Below are 20,724 nucleotides of genomic sequence, written 5' to 3' on the forward strand. Positions count from 1 at the left end.
CACACCCGCACCGGCCCCACCAAGCCCACGCCCCACACATCTCCGCCCCTTCGCCCCCACAGAGCCCACGCCGGCCTCACACCCCACCGTCCCCACAGAGCCCACGCCCGCCCCACACCCCACCGTCCCCACAGAGCCCACGCCCGCCCCACCCCCCTCCGCTCCTCCCGCACCGACACCCCACCACTGCTCCCCTCCCACCGGAGGCGCCCCGCGCCCTACCCCGCGCATGATGGACCCCATGCCCGAAGGAGACACCGTCTGGCAGGCCGCCCACCGCCTGCACTCCGCCCTCGCCGGCCACACCCTCACCCGCTCCGACCTCCGGGTCCCCAGGTTCGCCACCGCCGACCTGACCGGCCGCACCGTGCTGGACGTCACCCCGCGCGGCAAGCACCTCCTCGCCCGCGTCGAGGGCGACCTGACCCTGCACTCGCACCTCCGCATGGACGGCGCCTGGAAGATCTACGCTCCGGGCGAGCGCTGGCGCGGCGGCCCGGCCCACCAGATCCGCGCCATCCTCGGCACCGCCGACCACACGGCCGTCGGCTATCGCCTGCCCGTCCTGGAGCTCCTCCGTACCCAGGACGAGGAACAGGCCGTCGGCCACCTCGGCCCCGATCTCCTGGGTCCCGACTGGAACGCCGCCGAAGCCCTGCGGCGTCTCCTCACCGCCCCCGATCGTCCCCTCGGCGAGGCGCTGCTGGACCAGCGGAATCTCGCGGGCATCGGCAATGTCTACAAGTCGGAACTCTGCTTCATCGCCCGGGTGACCCCCTGGCTGCCCATCGGCGAACTCCCCGCCCCCGAGCGCCTCGTCGCCGCCGCCAAGCTCCTCCTCGAAGCGAACCGTGACCACCCGGGCCGACGCCGCACCACCCTGCGCACCCTCACCCCACCCCTCTACGTGTACGGCCGCGAGGGCCGCCCCTGCCTGCGCTGCGGCACCTCCGTGCGCCTCGCCGAGCAGGGCGACGGCAGCCGCGCCCGCCCCACCTACTGGTGCCCCCGCTGCCAATCGGGCCCGACCCCGTAACCCCCTTGCCCGAACAGCACAGTTGACGACCCATCAGACTCGGTCGTACCGTCCCCGCATGCCCCTCAAGGCGTACGACCTCACCGGCCGCACCGCACTCGTCACCGGCGCCGCGAGCGGTATAGGCCGCGCCGGCGCCCTGCTCATCGCGGAGGCCGGCGCGACCGTCCACTGCGCGGACCGCGACGAGGACGGACTGCGCGAGACCACCGCCCTGATCACCAAGGCGGGCGGCGCCGCGCATGCCCACCCTCTCGACGTCACGGACCGCGCCCAGCTGGCCGAGGCGGTCTCCCGGGCCGGACGCCTGGACATCCTCGCGGCCGTCGCCGGAATCATGCACAGCAGCACGGTGCTGGAGACCCTCGACGAGGATCTGGACCGGGTGCTGGCGGTCAATTTCAAGGGCGTTCTGTACGCCTGCCAGGAAGCGGCCCGCGCCATGATCGCCACCAAGACCGCGGGCAGCATCATCACCATGGCCTCGGGCGCCGTGGATTCCGCGAGCGTCGGCCTGCTCTGCTACAGCGCGGCGAAGGCCGCCGTGATCCAGCTCACCAAGACACTCGCCACCGAACTGGGCCCTCATGGCATCCGCGTCAACGCCGTCGCCCCGGGCTGGATCCGCACCCCCATGACGGAACGCCACAACGCGGAACTCCAGCACCGGATTGAGTCCATGATGGTCCGCGCGTCCCCGCTCGGCCGCGTGGGCGCGCCCGAGGATGTCGCGCACGCGATCCTGCACCTCGCGTCCGACGCGTCCGGCTTCACGACGGGTCAGATCCTGCGCCCGAACGGCGGCGTCGTGATGCCCTGGTAGTCACCCCGGCCGAGGCCGCGGAAATCACATGCACCGGCAGCAGGCTCAGCCCCCAGCCGCCGGCGGCCACCGCATCCTCAATGGCCCCGGTCCGCTCCGGCAGCAGCGCCAGCCGGAGCACGGCCCACCACCACAGCGCGCCCAGCAGCAGCGCCAGGACGAGCAACGGCCCGCGCCGAACCGCCGACCCACGCCACACACACCCCTCGCGCCTCTCAGATCCCCCACGCCCCCAGAAGTCACGCCATGCCATGGCTGCCTCCTCCGGCGGCCGACGCTAACCGGGTGCGATCACCCGGCGGGAGGGCGCACCGGAAGCACATCCGGCGCGCGCACCCCCGCCACGCGCCCTACGCGCTCTCTGCCTGGAACATCCACGCGTGCTTCTCGAGCTCCGCGGTCAGCCCGATGAGGAGATCCTGAGTGATCGGGTCCGGGTCACCGGTGGCCGTGATCCGCTCGCGCATCCGGCCGATCACCACGCCGAGCGCGTCCACAAGAATCCGTACGGCGTCGACGTCCTTGACCCACCCGGCCGGCACCTCACGGATCGCGGTCGCTTCCGAAACCGTCGTGGAGCGCCCGTCAGGATTGACGCCGATCGCGGAGGATCGCTCGGCCACCGTGTCGGAGTGCTGCCGCGCCGTGACGACCACGTCGTCCAGCTGCAGATGTACGGAGCGAAAGCGCGGTCCGACCACGTTCCAGTGGACCTGCTTGGCCACCAGGGAGAGATCGACCAGGTCCACAAGCGCACCCTGGAGCGCCTCGCCGACCACCTTGAGGTCAGCCTCGGGCAGGGTGCTCTTCACTACAGACATCCGCTTCCTCCTCAGGAACCGATTTCCACACTTCACACCACCATGGCATATATACCCCAAAAGGGTCACGCTTGGGTGCGAGGAAACCGGCCCGGACCAGGGCGTCCGAACCAGAGCGCGCATGAGTGGGGACATGAAAGAACCCCGGCCGGTCCCTCAGGACCAACCGGGGCTGCGCCACGAACTCAGGCCGGACTCACACCGGAGTCAGGCGGCAACCACGTCCACCGCTTCCGCAGGTGCCTTGATCGTCACCCGCTTCGACGGCACACCGGCCACCGAAGCCACGGAAACAGAATTGAACATCGTACGCACCGGCACCGGCTCGCTCGCCGCTGCCGACGCCGCCAGTTCAGCGAGCGACAGTTCATCGCTCACTTCACGCATGAGCTCGGACATCCGTACATCAAGCGCGTCGCAAATCGCAGAGAGCAGCTCAGAGGAAGCCTCCTTCTGCCCCCTCTCCACCTCGGAAAGATAGCCGAGCGAGACTCGGGCGGAAGAGGAGACTTCGCGCAGAGTACGGCCCTGGCGCTGGCGCTGCCGACGCAGCACGTCACCAAGCAGGCGACGGAGCAGAATCATCGGTGGCTCCCTCCTCGGACCGCGTAACCGCATCCTTCACGCCCCACCGTACCGCCTCGCGCCGCGGCCGTGCGGGGAGCGATGTCGTGTTCACTCAGGGCTGCAAACATCAATTCCCCCCGTTCTGTTCCGTATCCTGTGCCCGCGCGTTCTCGATCAGTTCGCCGGAGAGCAGGGTCAGCACGCTCCGTACACTCTCCATACGGATTACCGCTCGGTCCCCGTTCAACCGCAACGCGGCGACTTTCCCGGTTCCGCCGGGCCCCTCGACCGCCACGAACACCGTGCCGACGGCCTGCCCGTCCTGCTCGTCGGGCCCCGCGACACCCGTCGTCGCGATCCCCCAGTTGGCCCCGAGCACCCGCCGCACGCCTGCCGCCATCTGCCGCGCGACCTCAGGGTCCACGGCCCCGCGCTGCGCCAGAAGCGCTCCATCGACGCCCAGAACGTCCCGCTTCAGCTCGGTCGCGTACGCCGTCACAGATCCACGGAAGACCCGTGAGGCCCCGGGCACGTCGGTCAGCTCGGCGGCCACCATGCCTCCGGTCAGCGATTCGGCGACGGCGAGCGTCTCACCGCGCTCCGCCAACAGCTCAAGCACCTGCGCCGGCACGCCGACTGCCGCCCGCCGGACTTCGGTCACCGGGTCGGCTCCGACGAGGACGAACCCGCGGACTCCACGGCGGCCCGTACGGCCGCCCGCTCCGCCGCGAGGCCGGCCCGGCGCAGCAGCACCGCTTGCCGCACATAGTCGAGGCCGGTCACCACGGTCAGCACGACCGCCGCCGCCATCACCCAGAACCGGAGCGAGGCGAGCGGGCCGGTCAGCGCCAGCACATACATCCCGACCGCGATGCCCTGGATCAGCGTCTTCATCTTGCCGCCGCGGCTGGCCGGAATCACGGCGTGCCTGATCACCCAGAAGCGCATCAGGGTGATGCCGATCTCCCGGAAGAGAATCACCGCGGTCACCCACCACGGCAGATCCCCGAGAGCCGACAGACAGATCAGCGCCGCGCCCATGATCGCCTTGTCGGCGATCGGGTCGGCGATCTTCCCGAAGTCGGTGACGAGGTTGTACCTACGAGCCAGATGACCGTCGAACAGATCCGTGATCATGGCGACGGCGAAGGCCGCCCACGCGAACGACCGCCAGGCCGGGTCATAGCCACCATGGTGGAAAAGCAACAAGACAAACCCGGGCACAAGCAGCAGCCGCACCATGGTCAGAATATTGGCGATGTTCCACAAGCTGGCCTGATCGACGGCCACAGCGCCCAGCTTGCCGGCGCCGGACGCGGACCTGGCGGTCCCACCCGCCGCGGACGCCGGGACTCCGGTCATCTGCCCGCCTCCTCATGACATCCGAGCGGTTCGGCCACCAGGTCCACGCCCTCGGTGCCGACCACCTTTGCCTCGACCATACGACCGACGGTCAGCCCCTGGCCTGTCGTGAAGATCACTTGGCCGTCCGTCTCGGGCGCCTGGTGCGCCGCCCGGCCCACCGCGGCCTCGTCGTCCTCGTCGGAGCCCACCGACTCGACGAGCACCTCGAGCGTCTCACCGAGCCGCTCCTCGGCCCGCTGCGAGGTCAGCTCCTCGGCGAGCCGAGAGATGTGCGCCAGCCGCTCCGCGATGACATCGGCGTCGAGCTTCTTGTCGTACGTGACCGCCTCGGTGCCGTCCTCGTCGGAGTACCCGAAGACGCCGATCGCGTCGAGCCGTGCGCCCGTCAGGAAGCGCTCCAGCTCCGCCAGGTCTGCCTCGCTCTCGCCGGGGAAGCCAACGATGAAGTTGGACCGCACGCCCGCCTGCGGCGCCTTGGCGCGGATTGTCTCCAGCAGCTGCAGGAAGCTGTCGGTGTCGCCGAAGCGCCGCATCGAGCGCAGCACACCGGCCGACGAGTGCTGGAAGGACAGGTCGAAGTACGGCGCGATCTTGGGCGTAGAGGTCAGGACGTCGATCAGTCCGGGCCGCATCTCGGCGGGCTGCAGGTAGCTCACCCGCACGCGCTCGATGCCGTCGACCTCCGCCAGCTCCGGCAGCAGCGTCTCCAGGAGCCGGATGTCGCCGAGGTCCTTGCCGTACGACGTGTTGTTCTCGGAGACCAGCATGACCTCCTTCACGCCCTGCTCGGCCAGCCAGCGCGTCTCTCCCAGTACGTCGGAGGGGCGCCGGGAGATGAATGAGCCGCGGAACGAGGGGATGGCGCAGAAGGAGCAGCGACGGTCACAGCCGGAGGCGAGCTTCACGGAGGCGACGGGGCTCTTGCCGAGCCGGATCCGCAGCGGCGCCCGCGGACCGGAGGCCGGTGCGACACCCTCCGGAAGGTCCTCGGGCGGCGTGTCCTGCGCGTGTCCGGGCAGCGCCACATCGGCTGCGCCCTGCCGGTCGGCGGGGCTGATGGGCAGCAGCTTGCGCCGGTCTCGCGGGGTGTGGGAGGCGTGCACGCCTCCGTTGAGAATGGTCTGAAGGCGGTCGGAGATGTCGGCGTAGTCGTCGAAGCCCAACACGGCGTCGGCCTCAGGCAGCGATTCCGCGAGCTCCTTGCCGTACCGCTCGGCCATGCAGCCGACGGCGACGACGGCCTGGGTCTTGCCATGACCCTTCAGATCATTGGCTTCCAGCAGGGCGTCGACGGAGTCCTTCTTGGCGGCCTCGACGAATCCGCAGGTGTTGACGACGGCGACATCCGCGTCCGAGGCGTTCTCGACAAGTTGCCAGCCGTCCGCTGCCAAGCGGCCTGCCAGCTCCTCCGAGTCCACCTCGTTACGGGCGCAGCCAAGAGTGACAAGGGCGACGGTGCGGCGTTCGGACATGGGCTCCAGCCTACTTTGTCCCGACGCGCGCCCCCGCCGCGAGGGCTGGCAGGGCCCACGACCCGGCCCACGCCCGGCTCCGCACCCGGTGCGGTACCGGGCACAGGCCCCTGGCCGGCGGGTCAGCCGACCTCCGGGTCGCCCTTCGTGTAGGTCAGCCGCTCGACCTGTCCGGGCTGGAATTCGTCCTTGACGTCCTTGCCGTTCACGAAGAGGTCCATCGCTCCGGCGTCACCCAGGACGAGGTCGATCTTTTCCTTGTCCGTGAAGGTCTTGGACTGGCCCTGGAGCAGCAGCCCGTCGAAGAGCAGCCGTCCGTTGTGGTCCTTCGCGGAGATCCAGCTCTTGCCGTCCTTCGCGGTCAGCTTGACCGTGACCTTGTCCTGCGGGGCCGCAGCGATGGCACTGTCCGAAGGGTTGGGCTTGGGGTCGGCAGGCTTGCTGGGGCTGGGCTTGGTGGTCGGCTTGGTGCCGGACGTGGACCCCTCGGCCACATTCGCCGGGCCGTTGCCCTCGTCTCCACCGCTGAAGAGCGTGAAGCCGACGAAGCCCACCACCGCGACGATCGCGGCGACCATGGCCGCGGTCCAGTTGGGGCGACGCCGCTCGGGACGGATCCGTTCCGCTTCGAACATCGGTGCCGCGGGCGTCGGCGAGGGGCGCCCGCCGTGGGCGTCGTCGTACTGAGCGATCAGTTCTGCCGGGTCCAGGTCGACGGCCCGCGCCAGCGTGCGGATGTGTCCGCGCGCGTACACATCGCCGCCGCAGCGGCTGAAGTCGTCCTGCTCGATCGCGTGCACGATCGGAATGCGGACGCGGGTCGACGAACTGACCTCGTCGACCGTCAGACCTGCGGCGATACGAGCCTGCTGGATGGCACGACCGATCGAAGGCCGGTCGTCTTCGGGAGAGTTGCCGATAGACACGGGGGCGCCTTTCGAGCGTGAGCCACCTGCTGGATGTTCAGTCTAGGGGGGGTATGAAAGAGAGGGGCAACCGGGAGGGCGGTCTTTGTACGCCATCAGAATCGTCTGACAGCCCGATGGCGGGACCATTTGCCGCTCCCCTCCCCTCAACTTGACGTACGAACAAGAGAAACGGTTGCTCGGCGATCTCTTACGGGTGAGACTCGCCCCGGATCTCGGCGAGCATGCCATCCAGTTCGTCCGGTTTCAGGTTGACATCGCGCGCCTTCGACCCCTCGCTGGGGCCGACGATGTTCCGTGACTCCATCAGGTCCATGAGCCTGCCCGCCTTCGCGAAACCGACACGCAGTTTTCGCTGAAGCATCGAAGTCGAGCCGAACTGCGTGGAGACGACAAGCTCGACCGCCTGGCACAGAAGGTCCAGGTCATCGCCGATGTCCTCGTCAATTTCCTTCTTCTTCGCGGTCCCGACCACGACGTCTTCCCGGAAGACCGGAGCCATCTGGTCCTTGCAGTGCTGAACGATCAGCGCGACCTCGTCCTCGGTCACGAACGCGCCCTGCATACGGGTCGGCTTGTTCGCACCCATCGGCAGGAAAAGACCGTCGCCCTTGCCGATCAGCTTCTCGGCGCCCGGCTGGTCGAGGATGACCCGGCTGTCCGCCAGCGACGAGGTCGCGAAGGCGAGCCGGGAGGGCACATTGGCCTTGATCAGGCCCGTGACGACGTCCACGGACGGGCGCTGCGTGGCGAGCACCAAGTGGATGCCGGCGGCTCGGGCCAACTGGGTGATGCGGACGATGGAATCCTCCACATCGCGCGGCGCGACCATCATGAGGTCCGCGAGCTCGTCGACGATCACCAGCAGATACGGATACGGCGTCAGCTCCCGCTCACTGCCCTCGGGCGACTTGATCTTCCCGTTCCGCACGGCCTGATTGAAGTCGTCGATGTGCCGGTAGCCGTACGCCGCGAGGTCGTCGTAGCGCAGGTCCATCTCCCGCACGACCCACTGGAGCGCCTCGGCCGCACGCTTGGGGTTGGTGATGATCGGGGTGATCAGGTGCGGGATGCCCTCGTACGCGGTGAGCTCGACCCGCTTGGGGTCGACCAGCACCATCCGGACGTCCTCCGGGGTCGCCCGGACCATCACCGAGGTGATCAGGCAGTTGATGCAGGACGACTTTCCGGAGCCGGTGGCACCCGCGACCAGCACGTGCGGCATCTTCGCGAGGTTGGCCATCACATAGCCGCCCTCGACGTCCTTGCCGAGCGCGACCAGCATCGGATGGTCGTCCTCGGCCGCGTCCGCCAGCCGCAGCACGTCGCCGAGCTTGACCATCTCGCGGTCGGTGTTGGGGATCTCGATACCGACGGCGGACTTGCCGGGGATGGGACTGATGATGCGTACGTCGGGACTGGCGACGGCGTACGCGATGTTCTTGGCCAGCGCCGTGATGCGCTCGACCTTCACGGCCGGGCCGAGCTCCACCTCGTACCGCGTCACCGTCGGCCCCCGGGTGAATCCGGTGACTGCGGCGTCTACCTTGAACTCCGTGAAGACGGTGGTCAGTGAGGCGACGACGATGTCGTTGGCGGCGCTGCGCGTCTTGCCGGGCCCGCCGCGCTCCAGCAGGTCGAGCGAGGGCAGGGAGTAGGCGATGTCACCGGCCAGCCGGAGCTGCTCGGCCCGGGGCGGCAGCGGCTGGGACTGGGACTCGTCGGGACGCGCCTTCGTCCGGTCCGCCACCTGCGGACGGGCGGGCGGGCCTGCGTCGGCCGCGGGTGCGGGCGTGGGTGTCGCCTCGGGCTCTCCCGCCGATTCCCGCGCGCCGGGCACGGCGGCGGGGCGCTCGGTGGACACCCCTTGCGTCAGATCCGCCACCAGCGGCGAGGGCGGCAGCCCGTTCAGCACGGCGCCGTCGAGCGCCGCAGCGGCGGCCGCCGCCACGTCCACGGCGTCCATGGGTCGCGCGGAAGCGGACTGCACGGAGGCTCTGCGGGGCCGGCGGCGGCGCGTGAGCGCCTCCTCCTCGGCCTGCTCCGCGTCGTACACCTCGGGCGCTTCACTCCGGCGCGCGGACCGACGGCGCGGGCTCTCGGGAAGCGCCTCGCGCCACTGCTCGTCATAGCGCTCGTCGTCCTCGGTCTCGTCCTCGCCCGGCAGCGGCTCTATGATCCGGAGCTTTACGCCGAGGAGCCGCAGCCGCTGCGGGATCGCGTTGACCGGCGTCGCGGTGACGACCAGCAGCCCAAAAAGAGTGAGCAGCAGAAGCAGCGGTACTGCGAGGACCTCGCCCATGGTGAAGATCAGCGGCATGGAGGCGGCCCAGCCGATCAGCCCGCCCGCGTCCTGCATCGCCTCGGTGCCGTCGGCGCGGCCCGGTGAGCCGCACGCGATGTGGACCTGACCGAGCACGCCGACGACAAGCGCGGAGAGCCCGATCACGATCCGGCCGTTGGCCTCGGGCTTCTCGGGATAGAGGATCACCCTCACGCCGATGACGCCCAGCAGTATCGGCACCAGGAGGTCGAGCCGGCCGAAGGCGCCGGTCACCAGCATCTCGACGAGGTCGCCGACCGGGCCGCGGAGCTGGGACCAGGTTCCCGCCGCGACGATCAGCGCGAGACCGAGCAGCAGCAGCGCCAGGCCGTCCTTGCGGTGCGCCGGGTCGAGCCCCTTCGCGCCCCGCCCTATTCCGCGGAACATCGCGCCCACGCCGTGCGCCATGCCCAGCCAGACGGCGCACACCAGCCGGTACACACCCCCGGTGGGGGACGGTGCGGCCTTGGGGGCGGGCCTGGCCACCGCCTTCTTGGCGGGGGCCTTCCTCGCGGGCGCTTTTTTCGCGGGCGCGATCTTATTGGCGGGCGCTGCCTTCTTCGCGGCGCCAGTTGTACGGCCGGCGCGAGGCTTCGCGGTGCCCGCCGTGCCCTGGGAGCCCTTGCCGGACGTACGTGAGGCCATGGTGCTAGAGGTTACCTGTGCGGACCCCGGCGGACACGTGTGCCTACTGCTTCACCCGATCGTGTCGTGCCACGAGAGGCCCGGAACTGACGCCAGCGCTGACACTTCCTCAAGCGGGCGACAGGGCGTGCACCGGGGCAGGTTGCCCGGTCCCGGGCATCAGTCCTGCGCACCGGCACCGACCGCCGATTCCCGGTGTCGATCCCGGGCGTGGGTCCTGCTTGTCGTTTCCGTGCGTCAGTTCCGCGCGGACAGCGGGGGCGCATTGCCGCCGGCGCCCGGTTCGAGCGCGTCGAGCGCCCGGCGCAGACCCGTCAGCTTGCGCTCCAGGTGAGCCGCGGTCGCGACGGCGGCCGCGTCGGCCGAGTCGTCGTCGAGCTGCTTGGAGAGCGCTTCGGCCTGCTCCTCAACGGCCGCGAGCCGCGCAGAGAGTTCGGCCAGGAGACCGGCAGGCTCCTTGACGTCGCCCGCGCCGCCCGCCTGGCTGCTGCCTTCCAGCTGAAGGCGCAGCAGCGCGGCCTGCTCCCGCAGTTGGCAGTTCTTCATATACAGCTCGACGAACACCGAGACCTTGGCGCGCAGCACCCACGGGTCGAAGGGCTTGGAGATGTAGTCCACCGCGCCAGCCGCGTAACCCCGGAAGGTGTGGTGCGGGCCGTGGTTGATGGCGGTGAGAAAGATGATCGGGATGTCCCGGGTCCGCTCTCGCCGCTTGATGTGGGCCGCGGTTTCAAAACCGTCCATGCCCGGCATCTGAACGTCCAGCAGAATAACCGCGAAGTCGTCCGTCAACAGCGCCTTGAGCGCTTCCTCCCCTGACGATGCCCGTACCAGTGTCTGATCGAGCGCAGAGAGAATGGCCTCCAGCGCCAACAGATTCTCCGGCCGGTCATCGACCAGGAGGATCTTGGCCTTCTGCACCATGGCCCGTCCTCCTCGTCCCGGCACCGCACCGGGCGCCTCCCCAGGGGACGACTCTCTTGCGTCACCCATCCTTGTGCCGGTCATGCTAGCCGCACCCCGCCTGTCGCCACACCCAGTCACCGCTATGTCACCGTGCACGTAGCAGAAACGCGGTGGGAGACCAGAAGGTTCCCCGAATATCGCGCCCTCACACGCCTCCGGCCACAGTCAGTCAGCAACCAGCTCGCTTTCATACAACCAACGATCACTCCCCACGCATCCACTGGTCCATCACCGACAGCAAATGATCGGGATCGACCGGCTTCGTGACGTAGTCGGAAGCACCGGCCTCGATGGCCTTCTCCCGGTCGCCCTTCATCGCCTTGGCGGTCAGCGCGATGATCGGCAAGCCCGCGAACTGAGGCATCCTACGGATCGCCGTGGTCGTCGCATAACCGTCCATCTCCGGCATCATGATATCCATCAGCACGACCGTCACATCGTCGTGCTGTTCAAGGACTTCGATGCCCTCACGACCGTTCTCCGCGTACAGCACGGACAAGCCGTGCTGCTCCAGCACGCTGGTGAGCGCGAAGACATTGCGGATGTCGTCGTCGACGATCAGCACTTTCTCATGGTTGAACTGGATGCCGCGACGCGGCTCGGGCGTCGTCGACTGGCTCATCAGCTCCCAGGGCTCCTGTGACGGCTGCTCCGCGGGCGCCGCCGCCGACTTGCCCGCCGACAGCGCGGGCAGTCGCCCGGCGCCGCCCAGCGCCTTGCGGCGGCGCCTGAACAGCCCTGGGGAACCGGGCTGCGAGGAGCCGGACCGGGAGTCCGGGTCGACCGGCGGAAGGGCCTCCACCAGCGAACCGTCCTCGGTGGCGCTCCCGCGCAGCGGCTCCAGACCACCGGGCGCGAGCTGCGGGTAGCCCTGCGGAGGTAGTTCACTCGGGTGCAGCGGCAGATACAGCGTGAAGGTGGAGCCGCGGCCCGGCTCGCTGGACGCGTGGATCTCGCCACCCAGCAGCCGAGCGATCTCCCGGCTGATGGACAGCCCCAGACCCGTACCGCCGTACTTCCTGCTGGTCGTCCCGTCGGCCTGCTTGAACGCCTCGAAGATCACCCCCATCTTGCTCGCCGCGATACCGATGCCGGTGTCGGTCACCGAGAAGGCGATGAGATCAGCGTCCGCGTCGCGCAGCGAGCCGGCCTCCAGGAGCTGCTCACGGATCGCGTTGGGCACATCGGCGCTGGCCGGCCTGATGACCAGCTCGACGGCGCCCGTGTCGGTGAACTTCACCGCGTTGGCCAGCAGGTTGCGCAGAACCTGCAACAGCCGCTGCTCGTCGGTGTGCAGCGTCGCGGGCAGCTCAGGAGAGACACGGACGGAGAAGTCCAGGCCCTTCTCCGCGGTGAGCGGCCGGAACGACGCCTCGACATAGTCGACGAGCTGGACCAGCGCGATCCGGGTCGGGCTGACGTCCATCTTGCCCGCCTCGACCTTCGACAGGTCGAGGATGTCGTTGATCAGCTGAAGCAGGTCGGAACCGGCTCCGTGGATCGTTTCGGCGAACTCCACCTGCTTCGGGGAGAGATTCCCCTCGGCGTTGTCTGCGAGCAACTTCGCCAGGATGAGCAGCGAGTTGAGCGGCGTCCGCAGCTCGTGCGACATGTTCGCCAGGAACTCGGACTTGTAGCGCATCGACACCGCGAGCTGCTCGGCGCGCTCCTCAAGTACCTGCCGGGCCTCTTCGATCTCGGTGTTCTTCACCTCGATGTCGCGGTTCTGCTGCGCCAGCAGCTCGGCCTTGTCCTCCAGTTCGGCGTTGGACACCTGGAGCGCCCGCTGCCGGCTCTCGAGCTCCTCCGAGCGCTCACGCAACTGCTCCGTCAGCTCCTGGGACTGCTCCAGCAGCACTTCGGTCTTCGAGTTGACGCTGATCGTGTTGACGCTCGTCGCGATCATCTCGGCGATCTGGTTCAGGAAGTCCTTCTGGATCTGGGTGAAGGGCTGGAAGGACGCCAGCTCGATCACGCCGAGGACCTTCCCCTCGAAGAGCACCGGCAGCACGATCACATGCGCGGGCGGGGACTCGCCGAGGCCGGAGGAGATCTTGAGATAGCCCGGCGGCACGTTGTCCACCAGGATGGTCCGCTTCTCCTCGGCGGCGGTGCCGATGAGTGTCTCGCCCGGCTTGAAGGAGGTCGGCATGGAGCCCGACGAGTAGCCGTAACTGCCGCGCATGCGCAGTTCGTACGCGCTGTCCGCGTCGGCGCCGACCTCGGCGGCCACCTGCCTGCTCAGCGCCAGGAAGAACGCCCCGTGCTGCGCCGAGACGACCGGGGTGAGCTCGCTCATGATCAGCGAGGCCACGTCGTCGAGGTCGCGGCGGCCCTGCATCAGGCCGGAGATCCGCGCCAGGTTGCCCTTGAGCCAGTCCTGTTCCTTGTTGGCCAGGGTGGTGTCGCGCAGGTTGGCGATCATCGTGTTGATGTTGTCCTGCAGGACCTGGATCTCGCCCGCCGCGTCGACGTCGATCTTCAGATTGAGATCGCCGCGGGTCACCGCGGTGGCCACGGCGGCGATCGCGCGCACCTGACGGGTCAGGTTGCCCGCCATCTCGTTCACCGACTCGGTCAGGTCGCGCCAGGTGCCGTCCACGTCACGCACCCGAGCCTGGCCGCCCAACTGACCGTCCGTACCCACCTCGCGGGCGACTCGCGTCACCTGCTCGGCGAACGACGACAGCTGGTCGACCATCGTGTTGATGGTCGTCTTCAGCTCCAGGATCTCGCCGCGCGCATCGATGTCGATCTTCTTGGTCAGGTCGCCCTTGGCGATGGCGGTGGTGACCATGGCGATCTGGCGCACCTGGCCGGTGAGGTTGGACGCCATCGAGTTCACCGACTCGGTGAGGTCCTTCCACGTACCGGACACGCCGGGAACGCGCGCCTGGCCGCCGAGTTCGCCCTCGGTACCCACCTCGCGGGCCACTCGGGTGACCTCGTCGGCGAACGAGGACAGCGTCGTCACCATGGTGTTGACCGTGTCTGCGAGCTGCGCGACCTCGCCGCGCGCCTCGACCGTCACCTTCTTCGTCAGGTCTCCGTTGGCGACCGCCGCCGAGACCTGCGAGATGTTGCGCACCTGAGAGGTCAGGTTGTTCGCCATCAGGTTGACGTTGTCGCTGAGGTCCTTCCAGATGCCGGTGACCCCACGCACCCGTGCCTGGCCGCCGAGGATGCCCTCGGTACCCACCTCGCGCGCGACCCTGGTCACCTCGTCGGCGAACGACGACAGCTGGTCGACCATCGTGTTGACGGTCGTCACCAGCTCCAGGATCTCGCCCTTGGCATCAACGGTGATCTTCTTCGACAGATCGCCCTTGGCGACCGCCGTCGTCACCTCGGCGATGTTGCGCACCTGCGAAGTCAGGTTGTTCGCCATGAAGTTGACGGACTGGGTCAGATCCTTCCAGGTGCCACTGACACCCTGGACCTCCGCCTGGCCGCCGAGCATGCCCTCGGTGCCCACCTCGCGGGCCACCCGGGTCACCTGCTCCGCGAAGTTCGACAGCTGGTCGACCATCGTATTGAGGGTGTTCTTGAGCTCCAGGATCTCGCCGCGCGCATCCACGTCGATCTTCTGCGACAGGTCACCACGGGCGACCGCCGTCGCGACCTGCGCGATGTTACGGACCTGAGCGGTCAGATTCCCGGCCATGCCGTTCACCGAATCGGTCAGATCACGCCACACACCGGCGACGCCGGGCACCTGCGCCTGACCGCCGAGGCGGCCGTCCGTCCCCACACCCCGGGCCACCCGCGTCACCTGGTCGGCGAACGAGGACAGCTGATCGACCATCGTGTTGATGGTGTTCTTGAGCTCCAGGATCTCGCCGCGCGCATCCACGTCGATCTTCTGCGACAGGTCACCACGGGCGACCGCCGTCGTCACCTGAGCGATCTGACGCACCTGCGAAGTCAGATTCCCCGCCATGAAGTTGACGGAGTCGGTCAGTTCCTTCCAGGTGCCGCTGACGCCGTCCACCCGGGCCTGGCCGCCGAGGCGGCCCTCCGTTCCCACGTCACGCGCCATGCGCGTCACCTGGTCGGCGAACGAAGACAGCTGGTCCACCATCGTGTTCACGGTGTTCTTCAGTTCCAGCATCTCGCCGGAGACATCCACGGTGACCTTCTGCGACAGATCGCCGTTGGCGACCGCCGTCGTCACCTGCGCGATGTTGCGCACCTGACCGGTGAGGTTGCGGAAGGCCGTGTTCACCGAGTCGGTGAGGTCCTTCCAGGTCCCCGCCGCGCCCGCCACCTGCGCCTGACCGCCGAGCAGACCCTCGACACCGACCTCGCGCGCCACCCTGGTGACCTCGGAGCCGAAGGACTGGAGCTGGTCCACCATCGTGTTGACAGTGTTCTTCAACTCCAGCATCTCGCCCGCGACATCGACGGTGACCTTCTGCGACATGTCGCCGTTGGCGACCGCCGTCGTCACCTGCGCGATGTCCCGCACCTGCGTGGTGAGGTTGCGGAAGACGGTGTTCACCGAGTCGGTGAGGTCCTTCCAGGTCCCCGCCGCGCCCGGCACCTGCGCCTGACCGCCGAGCAGACCCTCGCCGCCGACCTCGCTCGCGACTCGTGTGACCTCGTCCGCGAACGTACGCAGCGTCTCGGTCATCTGGTTCATGGTCTCGGCGAGCTGGGCGACCTCGCCCCGGGCGCTCACCGTCACCTTCCGCGAGAGATCGCCGTTGGCGACCGCCGTGGTCACCTCGGCGATCCCGCGCACCTGCGCCGTCAGGTTTCCGGCCATGAGGTTGACGGAGTCGGTGAGGTCCTTCCACACGCCGGCCACACCGGGCACCTGGGCCTGCCCGCCCAGTTCGCCCTCGGTACCGACCTCGCGTGCGACGCGGGTGACCTCGGACGAGAAGGAGGAGAGCTGGTCGACCATCGTGTTGACGGTGTTCTTCAGCTGAAGCATCTCGCCGGCCACATGCACGGTGACCTTGCGTGACAGATCACCCTTGGCGACCGCCGTTGTGACGAGAGCAATGTCACGCACCTGAGCCGTGAGCCGGTACGCCATGGTGTTGACCGAATCCGTGAGATCTTTCCACGAACCGGACATTCCGCGGACCTGGGCCTGACCGCCCAGCTTGCCCTCGGTACCCACTTCCAGGGCGACTCGGGTGACCTCGTCGGTGAAAGCGGAGAGCTGGTCGACGAGATTGTTGACCGTGCGTCCGACCTTCAGGAACTCTCCGCGCAGCGGGTGCCCGGAGCCCTCGGCGACCTGCGAGCGCAGTTCCATCCGCTGGTCCAGATCGCCGTCGGCGACCGCCGAAAGCACCCGTCCGACCTCGGAAACCGGTCGTACGAGATCGTCGACCAACTCGTTCGAGGCATCGATCGCGGTGGCCCAAGAGCCTTCACAGGCGCCTGTTTCCAGCCGTTCGGCCAGTTTTCCCTCACGCCCGACCATGCGACGCACCCGGGCGATCTCACCGGTCAGATGCAAATTCCGGTCGGCGACCTCGTTGAAAACGGCCGCAATTTCGGACATCACCCCGTCGCCCGACACCGTCAGGCGCTTACGGAAGTTGCCGTCTCTCATCGTCACCAGTGCCGCCAGCAGCCTATTCAGGGCCGCTGTGTCCACTTCGGTTGTCCCATTGCTCCGGGACCGTCCGCCTTTTGCGCGCGTAGTTGTGCTCCGCGCGGCTGCGCCAGACTCCACCGTGTCCCTCCCGCAGGGGTCGACCGTACTCACCGGCTTACGCACCGGGCTTCTCCCGAAGCTTTCCCAGTGTTTCACCCTGGCCGAACCCGGCCATAACAGTTCGGCAGCTTCGCACACCCTCCCCGCACCTTGAGGGCGGAAACACTGGTGACCGGCATCCGCACGGACTGCGAAGGTAAGTAACCTGGCATCCGGCTGTCCAGCCGCCCCGGTCCGCCCGGCGGGGGCGGTGACGTGAGATCCACCACCGGGCACCGGAGGGGCGGGCCGACCATGGCAGAACCGGGCGTCGAGACACGAACGAGGAGTGTTGTGATCACCGCGCGGGCCGCTGCCAGCTTCGACCCTGTCGGGCGGTCGGTCGCGACCGCCCGTGCTTTTGTGCGGGACACCCTTCAGGGGTGGGGCTATTCCGACATCGTGGACGACGCGGTCGTTCTGACCAGCGAGCTGGTCACCAACGCGGTGGTGCACGCGGGCACCACCGCCGACGTGCTCTGTCTGCGTACGGAAGACGGCGTACGCGTCGAGGTGGCCGACCGCTACCCCGAGCGCGAGGTGCCCCTCCAGGGGACCCCCCAGCACTTCGGCAGCCCCGACCGCGAAGGCGGCCGCGGCCTCCTGCTCTGCGCCGCCCTCGCCTCCCGCTGGGGCGTCGAGTACGCGCCCAGCACCAAGCAGGTCTGGTTCCAACTCGACCTCCCAGACCGCCCCGTGGGTATACGCTCCGCCGGCCCCGTGCTCCCCGTCGAGCTGCTCCCGGTCGCCGACGGCCGGGTGCGCGTCGCCGTCGTCCAGATCGACCGCGCCGGCGCCATCCGCGCCTGGAACGAGGACGCGGACGAGCTCTTCGGTTACGACGCCGAGCAGGTCACCGGCAAGCAGCTCACCGACTTCGCCGCCTGGCCGCACACCCCCGGCATCGCCACCGGCATCGCCGACGCCCTCCAGCTGTCCCGCTGGGAGGGCAGTTACGGCATCCGCAGCTCCGACGGCCGCGTCATCGCCGTCTACGCGTCCCATCTGCGGGTCCGGGACGTGAACGGCGAGCCGTCCACGGTCTGTCTGCTGGTGCGCGACGCGGAGCGCGCCGTCATCCAGTCCCCCCAGCGCACCCCCACGGACACCCCAGGCGGCGGGCTCACGGACAGCCGTGCGGCGGACCCCTTCGAGGTCTTCATCGGCTCACCCGCCCCCGACGACCTCGACGGCCTGCTCCAGCGGACCGTGGAGCGCGCCCGCGACATGCTCGACGCCGACTCCGCGTTCCTGCTGCTCGCCACCGACGACGAGACGGAGCTGGAGGTACGGGCCACCACCGGCCTGCCCTCCGCCCGCCAGCGCTTCGCCCGCGTCCCCGTGGAGGCCGGTACCGGCCGCTACGGCTCCGCCAGGATGCCCGCCGTCCACGAGGACCTCACGGCCGTCCCCGGCGCCGTACCGCTCCTCAACGGCACCGGCATGCGCTCCGTCGTCACCGTCCCCCTCAAGGTCGAGGGCCGCCTCACCGGGTCCCTCGGCGTCGCCGCCGAGGCGGCCGGCCGCTACTCCAACGAGGAGGCGCTGCGCCTGCAGTTCGCGGCCGACCGCATCGCGCTGGCCGTCGAGTCCGCGCGACTGGGCGAGCTGGAGCGACTGCGCCGCGGTTCGCTCTCGTTCCTCGTCGAGGCTTCCGACCTCCTCGCAGGCACCCTCGACCGCGACCAGACCCTCGCGCTGATGGCCCAGATGACGGTGCCCACGCTCGCCACCTGGTGCGCCGTCTACACCATCGCCGACCAGTCCTCCGAGCCGTATCTCTCCTATGTGCTCCACGAGGACGAGGAACGCATCGACGGGCTCAAGGCCCTGCTGTCCAAGATCGCCCCGCCGGATCCGGTACCGACGCCGGGCGCCCGCATCTGGACCGCCCCGAGCGAAGCGGCCCACCAATCCGCGCTCCGTACGTCCATGCGCAGTCTCGGCCTGGGCTCCACCCCACAGCTCGGCTCGGGCATCGGCACCACGCTCGCCACCGCGGCCGCGGTCGGCGGCGAGACCGTCGTCCTGCCACTGGTCGCCCGCAACCGCGTCATCGGCATGCTCACCCTCGGCAAGCCCACCGACGACCACTTCCGCCAGGAGATCCTGGAGCTCGCCGAGGACCTCTCCCGCCGTGCCGCGCTCGCCCTCGACAACGCGCGCCTGTACTCCGAACGCATGGCCATCAGCCAGTCCCTCCAGCGCAGCCTGCTGCCGCCCGAACTGCCGCACGTCCCGAACGTCGAGGTCGAGGTCATCTACCGCGCGGCGGGCGAGGGCAATGAGGTCGGCGGCGACTTCTACGACCTCTTCCCGATCCGCGACGGGGCGTACGGCTTCGCCATCGGCGACGTCTGCGGTACGGGCCCGGAGGCGGCAGCCGTCACCGGCCTCGCCCGCCACGCACTGCGCCTGCTCGCCCGCGAGGGCTTCTCCGGTCCTGCCGTCCTGGAGCGCCTCAACGCGGCGATCCTCGACGAGGGAGCCCGCAGCCGCTTCCTGACGCTTCTGTACGGGGAGTTGTGGCCCCAGGAGGACGGCAGCTCCATCCTCAAGATCGTCTGCGCGGGTCACCCGCTGCCGCTGCGCCTGCGCCAGGACGGCTCGGTCGAGGCCGCCGCCGAACCGCAGCCGCTGCTGGGCGTCATGGAAGACCTGGAGCTGTACGAGCAGACTGTCACCCTGGACCCCGGCGACGTGCTCCTGTGCGTCACCGACGGCGTCACCGAGCGCCGTGAGGGCACCCGCATGCTCGGCGACGACGGCCTGGCCGATGTCCTGGCGACCTGCACGGGCCTGACGGCCGGCGCGGTGGCCGCCCGCATCCTGCGCGCCGTCGAGCGCTTCGCCGCTGAACCGGCCTCCGACGACATGGCCATCCTCGCCATGCGGGTCCCCGAACTGCACGCCCAGTAAGCCCCCCGGGGCCGACGGGTACGCGAAAGGCCCCCGCCAACAGGCGGGGGCCTTTCGTTGTGAGCCCCAATACGGAATCGAACCGTAGACCTTCTCCTTACCATGGAGACGCTCTACCGACTGAGCTATTGGGGCCTGTTGCTCTGTGGCAACGGGATAGATCATACCCGAGTTTGCGCGCGTTTCGAAACCGCCCGTTCCTCCGGACCGCCCCCTCCGCCCCGGCCACCATGCCGGGCAGAGCCCTCAGAAGGCGGGCTGAAGAAGTCCCCCGAGCGCGTTGCACGCCGACACGACGCGCTGGAGGTCACGCCGCGAGAGCCCGCCGCCGACCGGCAGCGCCAGAGTCTCGTCCGCGGCGCGTTCGGTCTCGGGCAGACAGACCTCCTGCCGAAATCCCGGCAGCCGGTGCACGGGCGTCTTCACGGGCACCTGGCAGTCCACACCCTTGCGCCGCACAGCACGCGCGAACGCGTCACGGTCGGGCCGCCCATTGCCGGGGACCCGCACGACGTACCGCTGATACGTGTGCCCTGCGCGAGCCACCGGAGTCCGCACTCCGGTCAGCCGCTCGTCGAAGTACGCGGCCTGGGCCCGCCGTTGTACCAACGCGCTCCCCTCGACGCCGGGCGCATCGGGGCGCTCCGACACCAGGAGCCCATGCCGGCGCCCCAGCTCCTGAAGCCATCCCAGGTCTGCCGGACAGCCGAATCGAGGTACGACCACAACAGCCGCTGTGCGCGACGTCACGGCGGCAGCAGCGGCCCCCGCATCCAGACAGTAGCTGTCCGGGTCGATGTCCACGAACACCGGCAGTGCCCGCACGGCGAGCACCGCCTCTGTCACCTCGACGTTCCCATAAGCCGACACGATGACCTCGTCGCCGGCACCGACACCCGCGGACTTCAGCATTCCGATCGTCCCCATACCTCGGAATCGTGGTCGCACAACGTGAACAGCAAGTGACAGGGCATAAAAAAACGCTGGTCCCAGAACCGAAGTTCTGGGACCAGCGTTGAATAATTGTTCGGCGGCGTCCTACTCTCCCACAGGGTCCCCCCTGCAGTACCATCGGCGCTGAAAGGCTTAGCTTCCGGGTTCGAAATGTAACCGGGCGTTTCCCTAACGCTATGACCACCGAAACA

14 protein-coding genes, 1 tRNA gene and 1 rRNA gene are annotated in these 20,724 nt (G+C 68.9%); 3 read left to right on the plus strand and 13 right to left on the minus strand.

Annotation, left to right across the window (positions count from 1 at the left end; genetic code table 11):
* The first annotated feature begins 241 nt into the window (after positions 1-241).
* Entirely contained in the window at positions 242-1,036 is a 795-nt protein-coding gene (locus QMK30_RS25110) for an Fpg/Nei family DNA glycosylase (protein ID WP_283520579.1), read from the plus strand.
* Between the two features lie 58 nt (positions 1,037-1,094).
* Positions 1,095-1,859, plus strand: a complete 765-nt coding sequence (locus QMK30_RS25115; RefSeq protein WP_283520580.1) for an SDR family NAD(P)-dependent oxidoreductase — start codon at positions 1,095-1,097, stop codon at positions 1,857-1,859.
* On the opposite strand, the gene QMK30_RS25120 is transcribed toward QMK30_RS25115, so the two are convergent.
* From QMK30_RS25120 to QMK30_RS25165, 10 genes are all read right to left on the minus strand, one after another.
* The gene (locus tag QMK30_RS25120) at positions 1,807-2,112 is read right to left on the minus strand and encodes a hypothetical protein (RefSeq protein WP_502963218.1); all 306 of its coding nucleotides are present in this window, start codon (positions 2,110-2,112) and stop codon (positions 1,807-1,809) included. The two genes, QMK30_RS25115 and QMK30_RS25120, sit on opposite strands and share 53 nt — an antisense overlap.
* A 97-nt stretch (positions 2,113-2,209) precedes the next feature.
* Positions 2,210-2,680, minus strand: a complete 471-nt coding sequence (locus QMK30_RS25125; RefSeq protein ID WP_283520581.1) for a Dps family protein — start codon at positions 2,678-2,680, stop codon at positions 2,210-2,212.
* A 207-nt stretch (positions 2,681-2,887) separates the two neighbouring features.
* Complete coding sequence (locus tag QMK30_RS25130) at positions 2,888-3,265, minus strand: helix-turn-helix domain-containing protein (RefSeq protein ID WP_283520582.1); 378 nt, start codon at positions 3,263-3,265, stop codon at positions 2,888-2,890.
* 109 nt (positions 3,266-3,374) lie between these two features.
* Complete coding sequence (locus QMK30_RS25135; RefSeq protein WP_283520583.1) at positions 3,375-3,908, minus strand: CinA family protein; 534 nt, start codon at positions 3,906-3,908, stop codon at positions 3,375-3,377.
* The gene (gene pgsA, locus QMK30_RS25140) at positions 3,905-4,609 is read right to left on the minus strand and encodes a CDP-diacylglycerol--glycerol-3-phosphate 3-phosphatidyltransferase (RefSeq protein WP_283520584.1); all 705 of its coding nucleotides are present in this window, start codon (positions 4,607-4,609) and stop codon (positions 3,905-3,907) included. Before pgsA ends, QMK30_RS25135 begins: the two co-directional genes overlap by 4 nt.
* Positions 4,606-6,084 (minus strand): 30S ribosomal protein S12 methylthiotransferase RimO, encoded by a 1,479-nt coding sequence (gene rimO / locus QMK30_RS25145; protein ID WP_283520585.1) that lies wholly within the window; start codon positions 6,082-6,084, stop codon positions 4,606-4,608. Before rimO ends, pgsA begins: the two co-directional genes overlap by 4 nt.
* 122 nt (positions 6,085-6,206) lie before the next feature.
* A complete protein-coding gene (locus QMK30_RS25150) occupies positions 6,207-7,010 on the minus strand; it encodes a helix-turn-helix domain-containing protein (protein WP_283520586.1) in 804 nt (267 codons plus the stop codon).
* 190 nt (positions 7,011-7,200) lie between these two features.
* Entirely contained in the window at positions 7,201-9,978 is a 2,778-nt protein-coding gene (locus QMK30_RS25155) for a DNA translocase FtsK (protein ID WP_283520587.1), read from the minus strand.
* Positions 9,979-10,215: 237 nt separating this feature from the next.
* Entirely contained in the window at positions 10,216-10,902 is a 687-nt protein-coding gene (locus tag QMK30_RS25160) for a response regulator (protein ID WP_283520588.1), read from the minus strand.
* A 244-nt stretch (positions 10,903-11,146) separates the two neighbouring features.
* Positions 11,147-16,639 (minus strand): HAMP domain-containing protein, encoded by a 5,493-nt coding sequence (locus tag QMK30_RS25165; RefSeq protein ID WP_502963219.1) that lies wholly within the window; start codon positions 16,637-16,639, stop codon positions 11,147-11,149.
* Between the two features lie 276 nt (positions 16,640-16,915).
* Here QMK30_RS25165 and QMK30_RS25170 point away from each other — a divergent pair, with 276 nt between their 5' ends.
* The gene (locus QMK30_RS25170; protein WP_283520590.1) at positions 16,916-19,579 is read left to right on the plus strand and encodes a SpoIIE family protein phosphatase; all 2,664 of its coding nucleotides are present in this window, start codon (positions 16,916-16,918) and stop codon (positions 19,577-19,579) included.
* Positions 19,580-19,641: 62 nt separating this feature from the next.
* On the opposite strand, the gene QMK30_RS25175 is transcribed toward QMK30_RS25170, so the two are convergent.
* From QMK30_RS25175 to rrf, 3 genes are all read right to left on the minus strand, one after another.
* Positions 19,642-19,714 (minus strand) — tRNA-Thr (locus tag QMK30_RS25175).
* Between the two features lie 111 nt (positions 19,715-19,825).
* Complete coding sequence (locus tag QMK30_RS25180) at positions 19,826-20,506, minus strand: DegT/DnrJ/EryC1/StrS family aminotransferase (RefSeq protein WP_283520591.1); 681 nt, start codon at positions 20,504-20,506, stop codon at positions 19,826-19,828.
* Positions 20,507-20,604: 98 nt separating this feature from the next.
* A 5S ribosomal RNA gene (gene rrf / locus QMK30_RS25185) occupies positions 20,605-20,721 on the minus strand.
* Positions 20,722-20,724: the final 3 nt, after the last annotated feature.

Origin of the sequence: Streptomyces sp. H27-C3 (assembly GCF_030063415.1) — a bacterium.
Classification (GTDB): domain Bacteria; phylum Actinomycetota; class Actinomycetes; order Streptomycetales; family Streptomycetaceae; genus Streptomyces.

Excerpts from the sequence above, each read along its gene's own strand:
- QMK30_RS25110 (WP_283520579.1), top strand. The coding sequence starts at position 242 with ATGCCCGAAGGAGACACCGTCTGGCAGGCCGCCCACCGCCTGCACTCC.
- QMK30_RS25115 (WP_283520580.1), top strand. The coding sequence starts at position 1,095 with ATGCCCCTCAAGGCGTACGACCTCACCGGCCGCACCGCACTCGTCACC.
- QMK30_RS25120 (WP_502963218.1), bottom strand. The coding sequence starts at position 2,112 with ATGGCATGGCGTGACTTCTGGGGGCGTGGGGGATCTGAGAGGCGCGAG.
- QMK30_RS25125 (WP_283520581.1), bottom strand. The coding sequence starts at position 2,680 with ATGTCTGTAGTGAAGAGCACCCTGCCCGAGGCTGACCTCAAGGTGGTC.
- QMK30_RS25130 (WP_283520582.1), bottom strand. The coding sequence starts at position 3,265 with ATGATTCTGCTCCGTCGCCTGCTTGGTGACGTGCTGCGTCGGCAGCGC.
- pgsA (WP_283520584.1), bottom strand. The coding sequence starts at position 4,609 with ATGACCGGAGTCCCGGCGTCCGCGGCGGGTGGGACCGCCAGGTCCGCG.
- rimO (WP_283520585.1), bottom strand. The coding sequence starts at position 6,084 with ATGTCCGAACGCCGCACCGTCGCCCTTGTCACTCTTGGCTGCGCCCGT.
- QMK30_RS25155 (WP_283520587.1), bottom strand. The coding sequence starts at position 9,978 with ATGGCCTCACGTACGTCCGGCAAGGGCTCCCAGGGCACGGCGGGCACC.
- QMK30_RS25160 (WP_283520588.1), bottom strand. The coding sequence starts at position 10,902 with ATGGTGCAGAAGGCCAAGATCCTCCTGGTCGATGACCGGCCGGAGAAT.
- QMK30_RS25170 (WP_283520590.1), top strand. The coding sequence starts at position 16,916 with ATGGCAGAACCGGGCGTCGAGACACGAACGAGGAGTGTTGTGATCACC.
- QMK30_RS25180 (WP_283520591.1), bottom strand. The coding sequence starts at position 20,506 with ATGGGGACGATCGGAATGCTGAAGTCCGCGGGTGTCGGTGCCGGCGAC.